Origin of the sequence: Pseudomonas sp. R-28-1W-6, assembly GCF_009799925.1 — a bacterium.
Lineage (GTDB): Bacteria > Pseudomonadota > Gammaproteobacteria > Pseudomonadales > Pseudomonadaceae > Aquipseudomonas.
The window spans coordinates 12625-28541 of sequence record NZ_WELK01000003.1; the positions used below are offsets into that span (position 1 = coordinate 12625).

The 15917-nt window shown below is 63.4% G+C and carries 17 protein-coding genes; 11 read left to right on the forward strand and 6 right to left on the reverse strand.

Annotated features, from left to right (window positions below):
• The 7 genes from F3I62_RS07720 to F3I62_RS07750 all read left to right on the forward strand — a co-directional run bounded on the left by F3I62_RS07720 (position 1) and on the right by F3I62_RS07750 (position 4976).
• Positions 1–762, forward strand: coding sequence for a class I SAM-dependent methyltransferase (locus F3I62_RS07720; protein ID WP_160489066.1), 762 nt, complete (start codon positions 1–3; stop codon positions 760–762).
• Positions 763–787: 25 nt separating this feature from the next.
• Positions 788–1060 carry a TfoX/Sxy family protein gene (locus F3I62_RS07725; protein ID WP_160489067.1) on the forward strand — a complete coding sequence of 91 codons (273 nt, stop codon included), beginning with the start codon at positions 788–790 and terminating at the stop codon, positions 1058–1060.
• Positions 1061–1166: 106 nt separating this feature from the next.
• Positions 1167–1967, forward strand: a complete 801-nt coding sequence (locus F3I62_RS07730; RefSeq protein ID WP_160489068.1) for a cyclic nucleotide-binding domain-containing protein — start codon at positions 1167–1169, stop codon at positions 1965–1967.
• Between the two features lie 338 nt (positions 1968–2305).
• Positions 2306–3064: a phytanoyl-CoA dioxygenase family protein gene (locus F3I62_RS07735; RefSeq protein ID WP_160489069.1), complete on the forward strand. Its 759-nt coding sequence runs from the start codon at positions 2306–2308 to the stop codon at positions 3062–3064.
• Between the two features lie 137 nt (positions 3065–3201).
• On the forward strand, positions 3202–3681 hold the full coding sequence (locus F3I62_RS07740) for an LEA type 2 family protein (protein ID WP_372240092.1): 480 nt from the start codon (positions 3202–3204) through the stop codon (positions 3679–3681).
• 114 nt (positions 3682–3795) lie between these two features.
• The gene (locus F3I62_RS07745) at positions 3796–4140 is read left to right on the forward strand and encodes a zinc ribbon domain-containing protein YjdM (RefSeq protein ID WP_160489071.1); all 345 of its coding nucleotides are present in this window, start codon (positions 3796–3798) and stop codon (positions 4138–4140) included.
• Between the two features lie 113 nt (positions 4141–4253).
• Positions 4254–4976, forward strand: a complete 723-nt coding sequence (locus F3I62_RS07750) for an ABC transporter substrate-binding protein (protein ID WP_160489072.1) — start codon at positions 4254–4256, stop codon at positions 4974–4976.
• Positions 4977–5230: 254 nt separating this feature from the next.
• Here the strand turns inward: F3I62_RS07750 and F3I62_RS07755 are convergent, their stop codons facing one another.
• Positions 5231–6022, reverse strand: coding sequence for a gamma-glutamyl-gamma-aminobutyrate hydrolase family protein (locus tag F3I62_RS07755; RefSeq protein WP_160489073.1), 792 nt, complete (start codon positions 6020–6022; stop codon positions 5231–5233).
• A 723-nt stretch (positions 6023–6745) separates the two neighbouring features.
• Between F3I62_RS07755 and F3I62_RS07760 the strand changes: the two genes are divergently transcribed.
• Both F3I62_RS07760 and F3I62_RS07765 read left to right on the forward strand, forming a co-directional pair.
• The gene (locus F3I62_RS07760) at positions 6746–7087 is read left to right on the forward strand and encodes a hypothetical protein (RefSeq protein WP_160489074.1); all 342 of its coding nucleotides are present in this window, start codon (positions 6746–6748) and stop codon (positions 7085–7087) included.
• 336 nt (positions 7088–7423) lie between these two features.
• Entirely contained in the window at positions 7424–7756 is a 333-nt protein-coding gene (locus F3I62_RS07765; protein ID WP_160489075.1) for a hypothetical protein, read from the forward strand.
• A gap of 25 nt (positions 7757–7781) precedes the next feature.
• Here the strand turns inward: F3I62_RS07765 and F3I62_RS07770 are convergent, their stop codons facing one another.
• Complete coding sequence (locus F3I62_RS07770; protein WP_178122499.1) at positions 7782–7997, reverse strand: glycine zipper 2TM domain-containing protein; 216 nt, start codon at positions 7995–7997, stop codon at positions 7782–7784.
• 243 nt (positions 7998–8240) lie between these two features.
• On the opposite strand from F3I62_RS07770, the gene F3I62_RS07775 reads away from it, so the two are divergent.
• Together F3I62_RS07775 and F3I62_RS07780 are read left to right on the forward strand one after the other, a co-directional pair.
• Entirely contained in the window at positions 8241–9062 is an 822-nt protein-coding gene (locus tag F3I62_RS07775; RefSeq protein WP_160489076.1) for an NYN domain-containing protein, read from the forward strand.
• 963 nt (positions 9063–10025) lie between these two features.
• Positions 10026–11465 (forward strand): P-loop ATPase, Sll1717 family, encoded by a 1440-nt coding sequence (locus tag F3I62_RS07780; RefSeq protein ID WP_160489077.1) that lies wholly within the window; start codon positions 10026–10028, stop codon positions 11463–11465.
• An 82-nt stretch (positions 11466–11547) separates the two neighbouring features.
• Here the strand turns inward: F3I62_RS07780 and F3I62_RS07785 are convergent, their stop codons facing one another.
• The 4 genes from F3I62_RS07785 to F3I62_RS07800 form a co-directional block, all read right to left on the reverse strand.
• On the reverse strand, positions 11548–12330 hold the full coding sequence (locus F3I62_RS07785; RefSeq protein ID WP_160489078.1) for a gamma-glutamyl-gamma-aminobutyrate hydrolase family protein: 783 nt from the start codon (positions 12328–12330) through the stop codon (positions 11548–11550).
• A gap of 341 nt (positions 12331–12671) precedes the next feature.
• Positions 12672–14168, reverse strand: a complete 1497-nt coding sequence (locus F3I62_RS07790; protein WP_160489079.1) for a CoA-acylating methylmalonate-semialdehyde dehydrogenase — start codon at positions 14166–14168, stop codon at positions 12672–12674.
• 56 nt (positions 14169–14224) lie between these two features.
• Positions 14225–14512 (reverse strand): cupin domain-containing protein, encoded by a 288-nt coding sequence (locus F3I62_RS07795; protein ID WP_160489080.1) that lies wholly within the window; start codon positions 14510–14512, stop codon positions 14225–14227.
• Positions 14512–15858 (reverse strand): aspartate aminotransferase family protein, encoded by a 1347-nt coding sequence (locus tag F3I62_RS07800; RefSeq protein WP_160489081.1) that lies wholly within the window; start codon positions 15856–15858, stop codon positions 14512–14514. The genes F3I62_RS07795 and F3I62_RS07800 overlap by 1 nt, the downstream gene beginning before the upstream one ends.
• Positions 15859–15917: the final 59 nt, after the last annotated feature.

Here is a 15917-nt window from a genome sequence, read left to right on the forward strand (position 1 = left end):
ATGAGCGACCTCGTCCAGCTGTTCGGCGCCCGCGCCGACGCCTACGCCAGCTTCCGCCCGCACTACCCGGCCGTCCTGTTCGACTGGCTGGCCGCCAACAGCCCCGGCCATGAACGTGCACTCGACATCGCCTGCGGCAGCGGCCAGGCCAGCCGCCCGCTGCGCCGCCACTTCCGCCAGGTGCTGGCCTGCGATGGCAGCATCGAGCAGCTGCGCGCCGCCACCGACCTGCACGGCATCGCCTGCTTCGCCGCCAGCGCCGAGGCCCAGCCCCTGGCCGATGCTAGCCTCGATTTGATCGTGGTCGCCCAGGCCCTGCACTGGTTCGCCACCCCGGCCTTCTTCGCCGAAGTGCGGCGCCTGCTCAAACCCGACGGCCTGTTCTGCGCCTGGTGCTACGGCCTGCTGCGCATCGACAGCCAGCTGGATGCCGTGCTCGACGACTTCTACTACCGCACCCTCGGCCCCTACTGGCCGCCCGGGCGGGCCAGCGTCGACGCCGGCTATCGCGATATCCAGGCGCCGTTCCCGCGCCTGCAGCCGCCGCCCTGCGCCATCGAACTGCAGTGGGATCTGCCGCAACTGCTCGGCTACCTCGGCACCTGGTCGGCCGTGCAGCGCCTGCAGCAGGCCAGTGGCCGCGACCCGCTGCTCGCACTGCGCCCGCAGCTGGGAGAAATCTGGGCTGACCCAGGTCAACGGCGTTTTGTCAGCTGGCCGCTACACTTCCTTGCAGGTTTGCCCAATAACACTCATCAGTAGCTGCGCAGCAACGCATGGAGGCGCAATGAACGATGAACTACAACACCTGAAGAACCTCGGTAAGACCTCGGCGCAATGGCTGCATGCCGTCGGCATCCACAGCGCCAGCGACCTGCGCCGCCTCGGCGCGGTGGACGCCTATCGAGCCGTGCGCGCGCGCGGCTTCCGCGCCTCCAAGGTGCTGCTCTACGCCATCGAGGGGGCGCTGCTGGATGTGCACTGGAGCGAGCTGCCGCCCGCGCACAAGGCCGAGCTCAACGGCAAGGTCGACTCCCTCTCGGCAAGCAACAAGAGCTAGCTCACAACCTCCAAGTGCCGCGATTTACCTGGAGTGCGGCAGCATCTATTGTTGCCGGGGCGTGCGTGCCTTATCGTCAGTCCAGCCAGTTCAAGGAATTTGAGTCATGTACCTACTCGGGGAGCAACCGGCCTACGCCGACCAGCTGATCCAACGCCTGCAGAGCATTCCTGCACAGCTGCTCGAAGGCCTGCAGCCCAGCGGCGCGCCCTTGCGCCTCGAACAGGTCGAAGACCTGGCGCAGATTCTGCCCGGCAACCAGCTGTACATCATCAACAACGGCCTGCTGCATGCCCTGGTCGACGAGCGCCCGCTGTTCTATCTGCAAGAAGGCGATCTGGTCGGCCTGCGCCAGGGCCACGACCTGCCGAGTTGCCGCTACAGCAGCGAAGAGCAACTGACCCTGACGCCCTACGCCCGCGCCGACGTGTTCAGCCACATCAACGCCAGCCAACAGCGCCAGGAGCTGCTGATCCAGTACCTGATCGGCCATACTGCCCTGCTTTCCGACGCCCTGGCGCGCCTCAAGCAGCCGGAACTGCGCCCGTCCACCGGCTTCCAGCATTTCGCCGCCGGCGAAGAGCTGATCCACCAGGGCGACGAGGCCGACCACGTCTTCGTCATCATCGAAGGCCACGCCGAAGCCCATGTCGACGGGCAGAAGGTCGGCGACGTGCAGAAGGACGAGATCTTCGGCGCCATGGCCGTGTTCACCCGCGAGAAGCGCAGCGCCACGGTGATCGCCAGCGAGCCCTGCACCGTCATGGTCATCCCCAAGGACCAGTTCCTCAGCCTGATGCAGAGCAACCCGCGTATCGCCCACAGCCTGATCGAGAGCATGGCCCGGCGCATCGACCTGCTGAACAAGGAAGTCACCCAGCTGCGCCTGCAGCGCGAACCGGCCTGAGGCTCTGGGGCGTCAGCCAGAATCCCAGCAACCCCGGCCCTGCGCCGGGGTTTGTTTTTCCGCCCCAGACGGCCAATCGAAAATAATTCTCATAAAGCCGTTGACGTTAAAATGAGAATCGTTATTATTAGCTCAACTGATCGCGAGATCAGCCGGTAAGCTGGGAAGCCAAGCAGTCGGCTATTCAGATTATCTCCTCATCAGGCTAATCACGGTTATTGACCCGGCACTTTGCCGGGTCTTTTTTTGCCCGCGAGAAAGTCGCCATGGCCCGGCATTCCCAGGCCCGCACCTTCGTGCCAGCATGGTGGCAGGCCACTGCCATGGGAACCACCCGCATGCCCAGCGCCCCAGCCACCCTCACGCAGCTGCAAGCCCTGCACGAGCAGGGCTTCGTGCTGCTGCCCGGTATCCTCGCTGGCCGCCAGCTCGCCGAACTGCGCCAGGCCATCGACGCCCTGCGCCCGCAGCACTGGGACTACTCCGGCCTGCTCGACCACTACAAATGCGTGTTCAACCGCGACCCGCTGTGGCTGCCCTACCTCGACCTGCCCGGAGTGATCGACCTGGCCGAGGCGGCGCTCGGCAGCGACTGCCACATCATCGGACAGACCGCCTGGCGCAGCCATCCGGGCTTCATCGGCAGCGAGCTGCACCTCGACTACCTGGTGATGGAGCTGCCGCCCGCCCTGCTCGCCGACCCGCACTTCCAGCTGCCGATGCAGATCTGCACCGCCCAGCTCTACCTTGACGACATCGATGCCGAGCTCTGCCCCACCCGGGTCATCCCCGGCAGCCACCGTGCCGGGCGCCAGCCGGCCCCCGGGGAAAGCACCTGGCAGGGTCGCCCGCTGGAACCGGTGCTGTGCCGGGCCGGCGACGTGCTGTTCCTGCGCAGTGAGCTGTGGCATGCCGGCAGCCGCAACCTCAGCCCCACACGCAGCCGCTACCTGCTGCAGGTCCACTACGGCCGGCGCATGGTCGCCCAGAAGTTCTCGCCCTACCTGGAGTGGCGCTTCAACCCTGAAGTGCTCGCCGCCTGCACGGCGCGGCAGAGGCGCCTGCTGGGCGATCATGTCGAGGCCGAGTACGACTAACGCCTATATTTGCCCTGAACAGCCCCGTGGCCCGGGTCGAACCCTTCAACCGGGCCATCCGCACCCAACCGGCACCTTGGCCCAACAGCGGCCCCGGCGCCGCAGCCCCTGGAGGAAGCATGCCCGGATCAAAACGCTTGGCCATACCCCGCGTGCCGCAGGCCCTGCTCTGCGCCCTGCTCGGCCTGCTGCTGGGCGGCTGCGCCGCACTGCTGCCGCGCGATCCACTGCACATCGACCTGGTCGGCCTGGAGCCGCTGCCCGGCCAGGGCATGGAAATGCGCCTGGCCGTGGTCCTGCGGGTGCAGAACCCCAACGACCAGGCGCTCGACTTCGACGGGGTGGCCCTCGAACTGGACATCAACGACCAGCCACTGGCCAGTGGCGTGAGCGACCAGCGCGGCCAGGTGCCGCGCTTCGGCGAGGCGCTGGTGCGCATACCGGTGAGCATTTCCGCCTTCTCCGCCATGCGCCAGGCCTGGGCCGCCGCCGGTTACCGGCAGGGCCAGGGACTGCCCTACAGCCTGCACGGCAAGCTGGCCGGCGGCCTGTTCGGCGGCGCCCGCTTCAGCGACAACGGCACCCTGGACTGGCCACAACCGCTGCCCGCGCCCTGAGCCCAGCCCGCTGGCCACGCGGGTTCCAGCACTGAGCTCGGCGCCACCCTGATAAAAACCGGCAATTCCTTATACAATATGCGGCTTTTAGTCCCCCCGAACCGAGGATCCGCCGTGAGCACCCTGCCGCCCTGCCCCAAATGCAACTCCGAATACACCTACGAAGACGGCACCCAGCTGGTCTGCCCGGAATGCGCCCATGAATGGTCGGCCGACGGCGCAGTAGAAAGCGTCGGCGAAGGCGACAAGGTGATCAAGGATGCGGTCGGCAACGTGCTGCAGGACGGCGACACCGTCAGCGTGATCAAGGACCTCAAGGTCAAGGGCTCCTCGCTGGTGGTCAAGGTCGGCACCAAGGTCAAGGGCATCCGCCTGTGCGACGGCGACCACGACATCGACTGCAAGATCGACGGCATCGGCGCGATGAAACTGAAGTCGGAATTCGTCAAGAAAGTCTGACCCGTCACAGCCTGGCGACCCGCCCGGGTCGCCACTGCGCAAGTTTCCGGCAGATTGTCTAGCATGAGCCTTGCACGCCCGCCCGGGGCCGTGCCCGGTGCCCGGAGATGGTCATGCGCAACGCCCTCCTCTGCCTGCTTCTCGCCCTCAGCCCGCTGGCCAGCGGCGAACCCTGGCACGTGGTCGGCGACGAGCAGTTCGCCCCCTACAGCTTCCTGGCGGCCGACAGCGACACGCCGCAAGGCCTGGATGTCGAACTGGTCAACGCCGTGCTGGACGAGGCCAAGGTGGCCCACACCCTGCGCCTGTATCCCTGGGAACGGGTCAAGCGCATGCTCGACCGGCGCGAGGTGGAGATGGCCTTCCAGTTCGCCGGCACCCCCGAGCGCATGGCCCAGTACCAACTGGCCGGGCCGATCCGCACCGGTTCCACCGTGTTCATGACCACCCACAAGACCGCGATCCAGGACTGGCAACGGCTGGACGACCTGGCGCCCTACGTGATCGGCCAGGTGCGCGGCTATGCCTACGAATCGACATTCGATCAGGCCGACCTGGCCCGCGACACCAGCGCGCAGAATCCGCGGCAGCTGGTTTCCATGCTGCTGGCCGGACGCATCGACATCATCGTCGGTGACCGCACCCAACTGCTGTATTTCGTGCGTGAGCAGCGCGCCCAGGACAACGTGCGCATCCTGCCGCACGCCCTGGTGCAGATGCCGCGCTACGTGGCGTTCGCCAAGGGCGACCAGGCCAGGGCCAGGCTATTCGGCGACGCCCTGCGCCGCCTGCAAGACAGCGGCCGGCTGCAGGCCATCTATAAACGCTGGGAGTGAAAGGCCGGCGTGCCGACGCGCCCCTGCATGCATCCGGGGCCGCGTGGCAGCTCGTCAGGGTTGTTAGAACCTGTTTACGATCTTTTGGACTAGAGCCAGACAAGGAAAAAACAGCCGAGGAAGCGGAGTTTACGAGCTGTAAATGAGCATGACTCGTTTCACTCGCCCTTCGGGTCGCGCTAAAGCGCGTTAGCGGCAAGCCGCTTTCCGAGGCTGTTTTTAACGCCGTATGGCCGACGATCGTAAACGGGTTCTTAGCGGGCGCCTTGCGCGGCCCGCTGCCGGCAGGCGTGGCCGAAGGCCTGGAAGATCTTCACCGAATCCGGGTTGCTCGCCGCCCGCCATTCCGGGTGCCACTGCACCGCCAGGGTGAACTGCGGCAGTTGCGGCGCGTGGATCGCCTCGATCAGGCCGTCATCGGCATGGGCCAGCGCCTCCAGGCCTTCACCCAGGGTCTTGATCGCCTGCCCGTGCAGGGAGTTGACGCGGATTTCCTCGCTGCCCATCAGCTTGGCCAGCCAGCTGCCCGGCACCAGATGCACGCCGTGGCTTTCGGCGTACTGCACCTCCACCGGGTCATCGGTGTCTTCGCGGTGATCGTCGAAGCCCGGCTCCTCGTAGACCTTCTGGTGCATGTCGCCACCCAGGGCCACGTTGATTTCCTGCATGCCGCGGCAGATGCCGAAGATCGGCAGGCCGCGGGCGATGGCCGCGCGGATCAGCGGCAGGTCGAACAGGTCGCGGTCGCGGTCCTGGGCCTTGCCGGGGGTCAGGTTGTCCTGGCCGTACAGACTCGGGTCGATGTTGCTGCCGGCACCGGTGAGGTACACGCCATCGACCATGTCCAGGTACTGCTCGAGGTCATCGGTGCCGCAGCAGGTCGGTGCCAGCAGCGGCACGCAACCGGACAGTTCGACCAGCGGCACGATGTATTTGTGGGTCATCACCTGGTAGTCATGACCCTTGCGTTCCTGGTTGCCCATGGACATCAGGACGACGGGTTTGCGGGGAGTTTTGGCGGGGCTTGCAGTGTTGTTGTTAGACATACGTCACCTTGGGACGGGCCGGGGCCCGTCATTGCTGTGCAGGTGCGCGGCATAGGCCAGGCGCTACCTGTTTTTGCAGGTTCGGTAACTGTCACGCACAGGGCGAGCGGCTTGGGCAACACCCCTTCCACGGGCCTGTGGTAGAGCCCTGGAACGCCCCGCCAGGGAAAGCTGGCGAGCGCTGGTCGTCTGCCCGAGCCGGCCTGTTGGCAGTCGGAACCTGCTAGCCAGTCTGCCAAAGCCGTAAAATATGTCAAACATGACACACGGATTTATGACGGGTTTGCTTTGCAAAACCGGCCTGCAAGCGCCTGACGGCAAGGACTTGCGCGCGACAAAGAATATTTTTCCGCCGCCCATAGTCCAATATATTTTACGAAGCTTTTCTCACCGCCAACCCGCACTGGCCCGCCCCTTCGCAGCTGCGGCGGGACGTTCATGAACAGCTGGCTCTGCGCCTGACTCCCCCCAGGCGCCGCTAGCGTTCATCCAGCCGCGGCCGAGCAGGCGCCGGCGCGCCACCCGCTTGCCGCAGGCCACCGCGAAGCCCAGGTGGTTGCCCCGCGGGACGGCAGCAGAAGGCCCTGGCGCCCAGTCGCGGGCCCAGCCAGCGGCAGTGCACGACGGTTTTACACAGGCTTTACATTGCCGGAGGAAACTATCGCAGGCTCCGCAGTCGAACGCTGTAACCGGAAACGACCGGTCTCCAGAGGAGTTTCGAACATGCGTGCGCGTCTTCCCCTTATCACCGGCCTGATTGTCAGCCTGGCCCTGCTCGGCCAGGCACCGGCACACGCGGCAGATAGCGGTGATGTGGCCGCCGGCGTGGTGCTAGGGGCAGTGGTCGGCGGCGTCATCGCCAGCCACACCAGACCGGTGCGGGTCTACGAGGCGGAGCCTGTGTACTACTCGCCACCGCCGGTGGCCTACTACCCGCCGCAGCCGGTGTATTACGAGCCGCGCCCGGTCTACTACTCGCCCGGCCCGGTGTATTACGTGCCGCGCCACCACAGGCACGGTCACGGCCATCGCCACCATCACCGCCACCATGACCGTCGCTGGTAAACCCGAGCCCCGCACCCGCGGGGCTTTTTCTTGGCCATGTCCCAATAGGGTACTGCACCGTCATCGCGCTTTAGTGGGCGCGGATTTATCCGCGATAAGCAGGCAACCCGGTGCCGAACCGGATCGCGAATGAATTCGCTCCCAGCAACAGCTAGAGCCACCCGCTCCAAACAATAGCGCTGCGCAGCAACACGTAACGGGGGCATAGCCTTTTTCTTGCACGGGGTTTGCTGCCGAAGCCGCTGGAACGCGGCAGATGTGCGGCGGCGAATCTTCGCCCGGGACGGTGGTCGATATGTTTAACCGGCGCCACCCGGTCGCAGAGGAGGTTCGGTCATGCTTGCGCGTATTCCCCTCATTGCTGTCCTGATCGCCAGCCTGATGCTGCTGGGCCAGCAGCCGGCGCAGGCGTCGGACCGCGATGCCGTGATCGCCGGGGCGGTCGTCGGCGGGCTGATTGGTGGCGCCATCGGTGCCGGCTACCCGGTGGGCGTGTATGCCCCGCCGCCGCACGTGGTGTACTACCCGCCGCAGCCGATCTACTACCCCATGTACTACTCGCCCTACCGGGTGGTGATCAGCCCGTACTATCGCTACCCCTATCACCGCCATCACCACCGCCACCATCGCCACGGCGGCTACCGGGACTACCGCGGCCACCGCTGGTAGACGCCAACCGCTGCATCGGCAGCGCCTATTTCTTATCCTTGGTGACTTCGTGGCCAATCACGCCACCCACCACGGCGCCGGCACCGGTGCACAGCACCCCGCCACACAGGACATTGCCGGCGACTCCACCGACGGCGGCGCCCAGCACGGTGCCTTTCTCCTGATGGCTCATCCCGGAGCAGCCGGCCAACGCCAACGTGGCGAGGAGAATGGCGGTGGAAAACAGTTTGAAGATGCTCATGATCGTTACTCCAGTGCAAAACCTCGGATCCATCCCCAACGCTCGAACCACAACGCACGGGAGGTAGGTTGATTGTTCGCCGGCCGGGAGCCGGCGTCTGTGCGCCGGCGAGCACAGGGCCGGGATCGCGCAGAACCCGGCGGCTAGCGCGACCGGCCACCCCAGCCGCGCGGCGGCGCCGGGGATGGCCAGAACGGGGCGAATCGCAGTAAGGTCGGTACATACCCGCCACAAGGACGAAGCATGGCCCTCAAGCCCACCACCAGCCGCCAGCAGAAGCACCTGGCGGTGCTGATCGACGCCGACAACGCCTCCGCCGCCATCGTCGAAGGGCTGTTCGAGGAAATCGCCAAGTTCGGCATCGCCAGCGTCAAGCGCATCTACGGCGACTGGACCGGCCCGCAACTGGGCGGCTGGAAGAAGGTGCTGCTGGAATATTCGATCCAGCCCATGCAGCAGTTCGCCTACACCACCGGCAAGAACGCCACCGACAGCACGCTGATCATCGACGCCATGGACCTGCTCTACACCCGGCGTTTCGATGGTTTCTGCCTGGTTTCCAGCGACAGCGACTTCACCCGCCTGGCCGCGCGCCTGCGCGAGGAAGGCCTGGAGGTGATCGGCTTCGGCGAGCAGAAGACGCCCAAGCCGTTCGTTTCCGCCTGCGACAAGTTCATCTACACCGAGCTGCTGCGCGACGATGCCGAGCCCGCCGAGGTGGAAGCCCCCGCCAGCGCGCCGGCGGTTGCGCCAGTAACGGCGGCGCCGGGTGGCAAACCTGCCGCGCAGCCTGCACCGGCCAAGGTGAAGCCGCAGAAGGTGCCGGTGGACTTCATTGCCAAGGTGATCGACGACAACTCGGACGAGGATGGCTGGTGCGCCCTGGGCATCCTCGGCACCAATATCAGCAAGCTGCGCTCGGACTTCGACTCGCGGCTGTATGGGCACAAGAAGCTGAGCGATCTGATCAAGGCGCAGAACGCGCGGTTTGAATTGCAGGAGCGGGGGGCTACGGCCACGGGTGGCAAGTCGCTGTATGCGCGTAATCGCAAGTCGGGGAAGTGAGCCGGGGCATGCTCAGGCCTTCTGGCGTTGGCGTCGTGTTTCTTTCTCGGCGCTTTCCTCGGCTTTTGGCTACAGGTTTCGCCTCGCACGGCGAGTCACTTTCTCTTTGCGCGCGCAAAGAGAAAGTAACCAAAGAGAAAGCGCGCCCGGCATCCGGGTTTCGCTGCGCGAAACTCCCCTCGCTCCGGTGCCGCTCCGGGGGCCGGCTTACAAGGGCCATCCCTGGCCCTTTAAGCCTCTCGCCGCATCCCTGCGGCTCGTCCCCCTACGCAACACCTACGCTCGGCCTTCTGACGGGGAGTTTGCGCGCATGAGGGTTTCAAGTTTCAGGCCGCTCGGCGTTGTCGGTATGCCTCGCCGTAGAGCGGGTGCAATCCGCGCAGCCGGCTTACGCGGGTTGCACCCGCCCTACTCCCTCGATGGCTCTGCGATGCTCCCATGGTGGACAAGCAGAGCGTTGTCCACCCTACAAAAAACAAACGCCACCTCAGCAATACCGAACCTGCACCACAAGGTCGGGCCGGGACCGGGTCCCGTCAGGAGGCTGAGTGGAATCGTTGTGTAAGGGGTTGAGCGGCATGGATGCCGCGAGAGCCGCGATGGGCCAGGGATGGCCCTTCGCGGCGGGCCCCTGGAGCAATGATGGAACGAAGGGAGTCTCGCGTAGCGAGACCCGGATGTCGGGTGTGCTTTCTCTTTGGTTACTTTCTCTTTGCACAAGCAAAGAGAAAGTAACTCGCCGGGAAGGCGAAAAGCATGGCGTCAGGATACATAGAATTTCCGTTGGGTTTCGATAGGGGCAAGCGAAGCGTTGTCCACACTACAGACTTCCGGTAATTTAATCCAAACGCAGAATATGACCTCAGGCAAGAAATCCACCCACTGCTTACAGCATATAAATCAAAACCATACAGCCACGCCTAACACCTAGAGAGCTTACCCATATTCCAACAAGGAAATAAAATGCGAAGAGATTTAGCAGACCCTGAGCTTTTCGGAAATGAAGCAGGGGAAGATGAAGACATAGAAATATTGAATAGCTATTTCTTAGAAAAATCAGAATTTGACAGATTTTACTCGAACACAAGGCGAATTGCGTTTGTACGCTCCAGAAAGGGCATGGGCAAGTCAGCACTTTTAAGAAAAACATACTATGTCAGACAATTAGCCAACAGCAACGATCTCGTAGTCTTCGTAAAAGCCTCAGATCTATTTGCCTTGCAAGATGTACCTTCAGGAAACGCAGCAGAATTAATTTACGGCTGGCAGCAAAGGATTTGCTCCAGAATAAATCTTGAGCTTGGCGCCGCCCTAAACTACGGATTCACAGACGACTCAATACTTCTAATTGAAAAAGCAGAACTAACAGGGTTCCGCAGCAGAAACCTGGTAAGCGCCTTGTTCGATAGGTTAAAAATCAAAAGCCTGGGACTAGAGAGAACTCGATTAGAGACCACAGCCTCACAAGCTATAACGGAAAGAGTTATTGAGAACTCAGTTAATGTCTGGGTCTTCATAGATGACATAGACGCCACATTTGTAAATACAGAATCAGAAAGACTAAAAGTCAGCACATTCTTCAGCGCATGTAGAAATCTTATAGGAGCAGTTCAAGGATTACACATAAGAGCGTCTGTCAGAACTGATGTATGGTCGATACTTGCACAGCATGACGAAGCCTTAGACAAGTGCGAGCAGTACATGCTCGATTTAAAGTGGAGTACGGAAGAAACAGGACGAATACTTGAGAACAAAATAAAAAGCTTCTTTATCCGCTATTATCCAGACGATGAGCGATTCCAAAATCTAACTCCAGGAAAGGATGGTAGAGAAATAAGGAGATTAGTTTTCAAAGAGCCGTTCAACTGGGGCGGACGGAGCTTAGACTCATTTAGGCCAATCCATATTTTATCTGCTGGACGGCCGCGCTGGGCAGCCCAACTATGCAAACTTGCAGGGCATGACGCATTCTTAAAGTCCGGAGATAAAATATCAATCGGGCACATACGATCCGTACTACAAGAGTATGGAGGCTTGCGAATAGCAGACCTTTATAAAGAGCACCGCCATCAATGTGCGCGCCTAGTAGAGATAATAGAAAGCTTTAGCGGCGGTCAAAAAATATACACAACCACACAGCTTCTCAGTCACATCGCAGAAAAAATAATAAAGCATGGTGGACTTCCAACAATCGATGGAATCAGTGCAGAAAACGGAGGGCTAACCATTGCACACTTGCTATATAGAATTGGCTTTATTACAGCAAGAAACGAAAACGACTCTACAGGTCTTGGCTTTGTAAGATTCGAAGATAGACCAAACTTATTAACATCAAAAACAAATTTAGATGATGGGCTTGACTGGGAGATACACCCAAGTTACAGATCAATACTAAGCGTCTAACCCCGCAACGTACTTATAAGCAAGAAGGCCCGTCTCTCGACGGGCCTTCTTGCTTCAATCAACCGTCAGCGCAGCACCTTATTCAAGCAACTTCCACTTCCTGCTTCTTCGCCGCCTTACCTTTCTGATACTCCCTCGCCGCCTCATGAAACGCCCCAATCAGCGCGTTGTAATCCGCCTTCTCCCAATAGCGATACTCCGGATGCCACTGCACCCCCACGGCAAACGCCTTGGCGCCGATCACGCTGACCGCCTCGATCTGCCCGTCCTCACACACCGCCTCGACCTGCAGCCCCTCGCCGAGCCGATCAATCCCCTGCCCATGCAGCGAATTGACGCTGATCTCGCGCTCGCCCAGCAGCTTGTGCAGCACCCCGCCCTCGGTCAGGGCGACCTTGTGCATCGGCCCGTAGGCCACATCGTCCGGCACGTCCTTGACCTCGCGGTGATCCAGGCGGCCTTCCACCTCGTGCACTTCACGGTGCAGGGTGCCGCCATACAGCACGTTGAGTTCCTGCACGCCACGGCAGATGCCGAGGAAGGGAATGCCGCGCTCGATGCAGGCGCGCATCAGGCGCAGCACGGTGGCGTCGCGGGGTTGGTCGGCCAGGCCCAGACCGGGGTGGTCGTCGCCGTAGCAGCTGGGGTGCACGTTGGACAGCGAGCCGCCGAACATAATGCCGGAGACGCTGTCGAGCACGGTTTCCATGTCCAGCTCGTCGGCGAAGGCCGGAATCATCAGCGGGAAGGCGTCGAAGCCGGTGACCGCGTGAATGTACTTCTCGCCCACCAGGTGGAACCAGCCGATGTCACGGCTCGTCAGCTGCCAGCGGCACAGCGGGAGACCAATCAGGGGTTTGTTCATTGCAAGGGTGTCCTCTTCTTGTGATGGAAGTGGGCTGCCCTTGGGAGAGCGGGCTTGCCGGCCACGATAACCGTGAACCCGCTCACCCAAGGGGTGCCGTTCCCCGGTTTTGTGCCGGGTCACTGCACCAATGCCGCGCCCGCGCGGCAGGGTTTTACAACTAACGATGGAACGGTGTTGCGCTGCTTGCTCTGGGTAGAAGGGGCCTTGGCCTCGACCGCAGGCAACGCCAGAAGCGTCGCGGCCAAGGCCCCTCCTACAAGAGCATCGCGGCTGAAGCCGCTCCCACATCGAAACGAAACAAAAAAAGGGCCGGTCTTGCGACCAGCCCGGGGTGTTGCTCAGCCGTTGCTCGGGAAGGCGAACTGCGCCGCCTCGTGGCTGGCGCGCTGCGGCCAGCGCTGGGTGATGGTCTTGCGCTTGGTGTAGAAGCGCACGCCGTCCGGGCCGTAGGCGTGCAGGTCGCCGAACAGCGAGCGCTTCCAGCCGCCGAAGCTGTGGTAGGCCACCGGCACCGGCAGCGGCACGTTGACGCCGACCATGCCGACTTCGATCTCGTCGCAGAACAGCCGCGCCGCTTCACCGTCGCGGGTGAAGATGCAGGTGCCGTTGCCGTATTCGTGGTCGTTGATCAGCTGCATGGCTTCTTCCAGGCTGCCGACGCGGACGATGCACAGCACCGGGCCGAAGATCTCTTCCTGGTAGATGCTCATCTCGCGGGTGACGTGGTCGAACAGGCTGCCGCCGAGGAAGAAGCCGGCCTCGCAGCCCGGCACCACCAGGCCGCGGCCATCGACCACCAGGGTGGCGCCCTGGGCGACACCGGCGTCGACGTAGCCCTTGACCTTGTCGCGCGCCGCGCCGGTGACCAGCGGGCCCATGTCGAGGCCGCAGGAGGTGCCGGCACCGACCTTGAGTTCGCGGATTTTCGGGGTCAGCTTGGCCACCAGGGTATCGGCGACCTGATCGCCCACCGCCACCACCACCGAGATGGCCATGCAGCGCTCGCCGCAGGAGCCGTAGGCGGCGCCCATCAGGGCGTTGACGGTGTTGTCGATGTCGGCGTCGGGCAGGACCACGGCGTGGTTCTTCGCGCCGCCCAGGGCCTGCACGCGCTTACCGCGGCGGTTGGCCTCGGTGTAGATGTATTCGGCGATCGGCGTGGAGCCGACGAAGCTGATGGCCTTGACTTCCGGCGCCTCGATCAGCGCGTCCACGGCTTCCTTGTCGCCGTTGATGACGTTGAGCACGCCATTGGGCAGGCCGGCTTCGCAGAGCAGCTGGGCGATGAACAGGGTGGAGCTGGGGTCGCGCTCGGACGGCTTGAGGATGAAGCAGTTGCCGCAGACGATGGCCAGCGGGTACATCCACAGCGGCACCATGGCCGGGAAGTTGAATGGGGTGATGCCGGCGACCACGCCCAGCGGCTGGTGGTCGGACCAGCTGTCGATGTTCGGCCCGGCGTTGCGGTTGTATTCGCCTTTGAGCAGCTCGGGGGCGCCGCAGGCGTACTCGACGTTCTCGATGCCGCGCTGCAGCTCGCCCACGGCGTCTTCCAGGGTCTTGCCGTGCTCCTCGCTGATCATCGCGGCGATCTTGTCCTTGTTGGCTTCCAGCAGCTGCTTGAAGCGGAACATGACCTGGGCGCGCTTGGCCGGCGGGGTGTTGCGCCAGGCCGGGAAGGCGGCCTTGGCGGCGTCGATGGCCAGCTGGATGGTGGCGCGGTCGGCCAGTTCGACCTGGCGCACGGGCTCGCCGATGGACGGGTTGAAGACCTGGGCGGTACGGCCGCTGCGCAGGGTGATTTCGCCATTGATCAGGTGGGCGACGGTGCTCATGGAGTTTCCTCGTTGGTGTTCTGGGTGGCGGCCGCGCCGGGCGCGACCGCCAGGAATCATTTGATTTCGGTTTCGACGAAGACCACTTCGTGGTCGCTGGCGTTGATCACGTTGTGCTCGACCCCGGCCTTGCGGAAGTACGCCTGGCCGGCCACCAGGGGCGCATGCTTGTCGCCCTCCGGGGTTTCCAGCAGCAGGGTGCCGTTGGTCATCGGCACCACCACGTAGTCGTAGCCGTGGCAGTGGGCGCCGGTTTCCGCACCAGGGGCGAAGCGCCACTCGGTGACGATCACCCGCTCGTTGTCCACCTGCACGGTGGCCACTGCCTGCGCACGCTGGCCCATCAGTCGACCTGGGCGAGCACGTCGCCGACCGCGTTGAACAGGCTGTCGAGCTGCTCGGGCTGGGTGTTGAAGGTCGGCCCGAACTGCAGGGTGTCGCCGCCGAAGCGCACGTAGAAACCGGCGTTCCACAGCTTGATGCCGGCCTCGAACGGGCGGATCACGCCGTCGCCGTCACGCGGGGCCAGCTGGATCGCGCCGGCCAGGCCGCAGTTGCGGATGTCGATGACGTGCTTGCTGCCCTTGAGGCCGTGCAGCTTCTCTTCGAACACCGGCGCCAGGGCGGCCGACTGCTCGATCAGGTGCTCGCGCTGCAGCAGCTCCAGGGTCGCCAGGCCGGCGGCGCAGGCCACCGGGTGGCCGGAGTAGGTGTAGCCGTGGCCGAACTCGACCATGTGCTCGGGAATCGCCTGCTGCATGAAGGTGTTGTAGATCTCGCTGGAGGCGATCACCGCGCCCAGCGGGATGGCGCCGTTGGTGACCTGCTTGGCGGTGTTCATGATGTCCGGCACCACGCCGAAGTACTCGGCGCCGGTCCACTTGCCCATGCGGCCGTAGGCGGTGATCACCTCGTCGAAGATCAGCAGGATATTGTGCTGGGTGCAGATCTCGCGCAGGCGCTGCAGGTAGCCGGTGGGCGGCACGATGACGCCGGCGGAACCGGACATCGGCTCGACGATCACCGCGGCGATGTTGGAGGCGTCGTGCAGTTCGATCAGCTTGAGCAGCTCGTTGGCCAGCTCCACGCCGCCGGTGGCGGCCATGCCCTTGGTGAAGGCCAGGTGCGCCTGCAGGGTGTGCGGCAGGTGGTCGGCGTCCATCATCTGGCCGAACATCTTGCGGTTGCCGCCAATCCCGCCGAGGCTGGTGCCGGCGATGTTGACGCCATGGTAGCCACGGGCGCGGCCGATGAACTTGGTCTTGCTCGGCTGGCCCTTCAGGCGCCAGTAGGCCTTGGCCATCTTCACCGCGGTGTCGGCGCACTCGGAGCCGGAGTCGGTGTAGAACACGTGGTCGAGGCCGGCCGGGGTCAGCTCGGTGATTTTCTCGGCCAGCTGGTAGGACAGCGGGTGGCCGTACTGGAAGCCCGGGGCGTAGTCGAGGGTGCCGAGCTGCTTGGCCACGGCCTCCTGGATTTCCTTGCGGTTGTGCCCGGCGCCGCAGGTCCACAGGCCGGACAGGCTGTCGAACACGCGGCGGCCCTTGTCGTCGATGAAGTAGTTGCCGTCGGCACCGACGATCAGGCGCGGGTCGCGCTTGAAGTTGCGGTTGGCGGAAAACGGCATCCAGTGGGCATCCAGCTTGAGCTGGCTGGCCAGGGACGGGGTGGCGGTCTGCGGCATGTTCATCGTGGCTCTCCCGGAGCGGGACCTGTTTGTTGTTGCAGCGAAAGGTGCCACGGGCATAA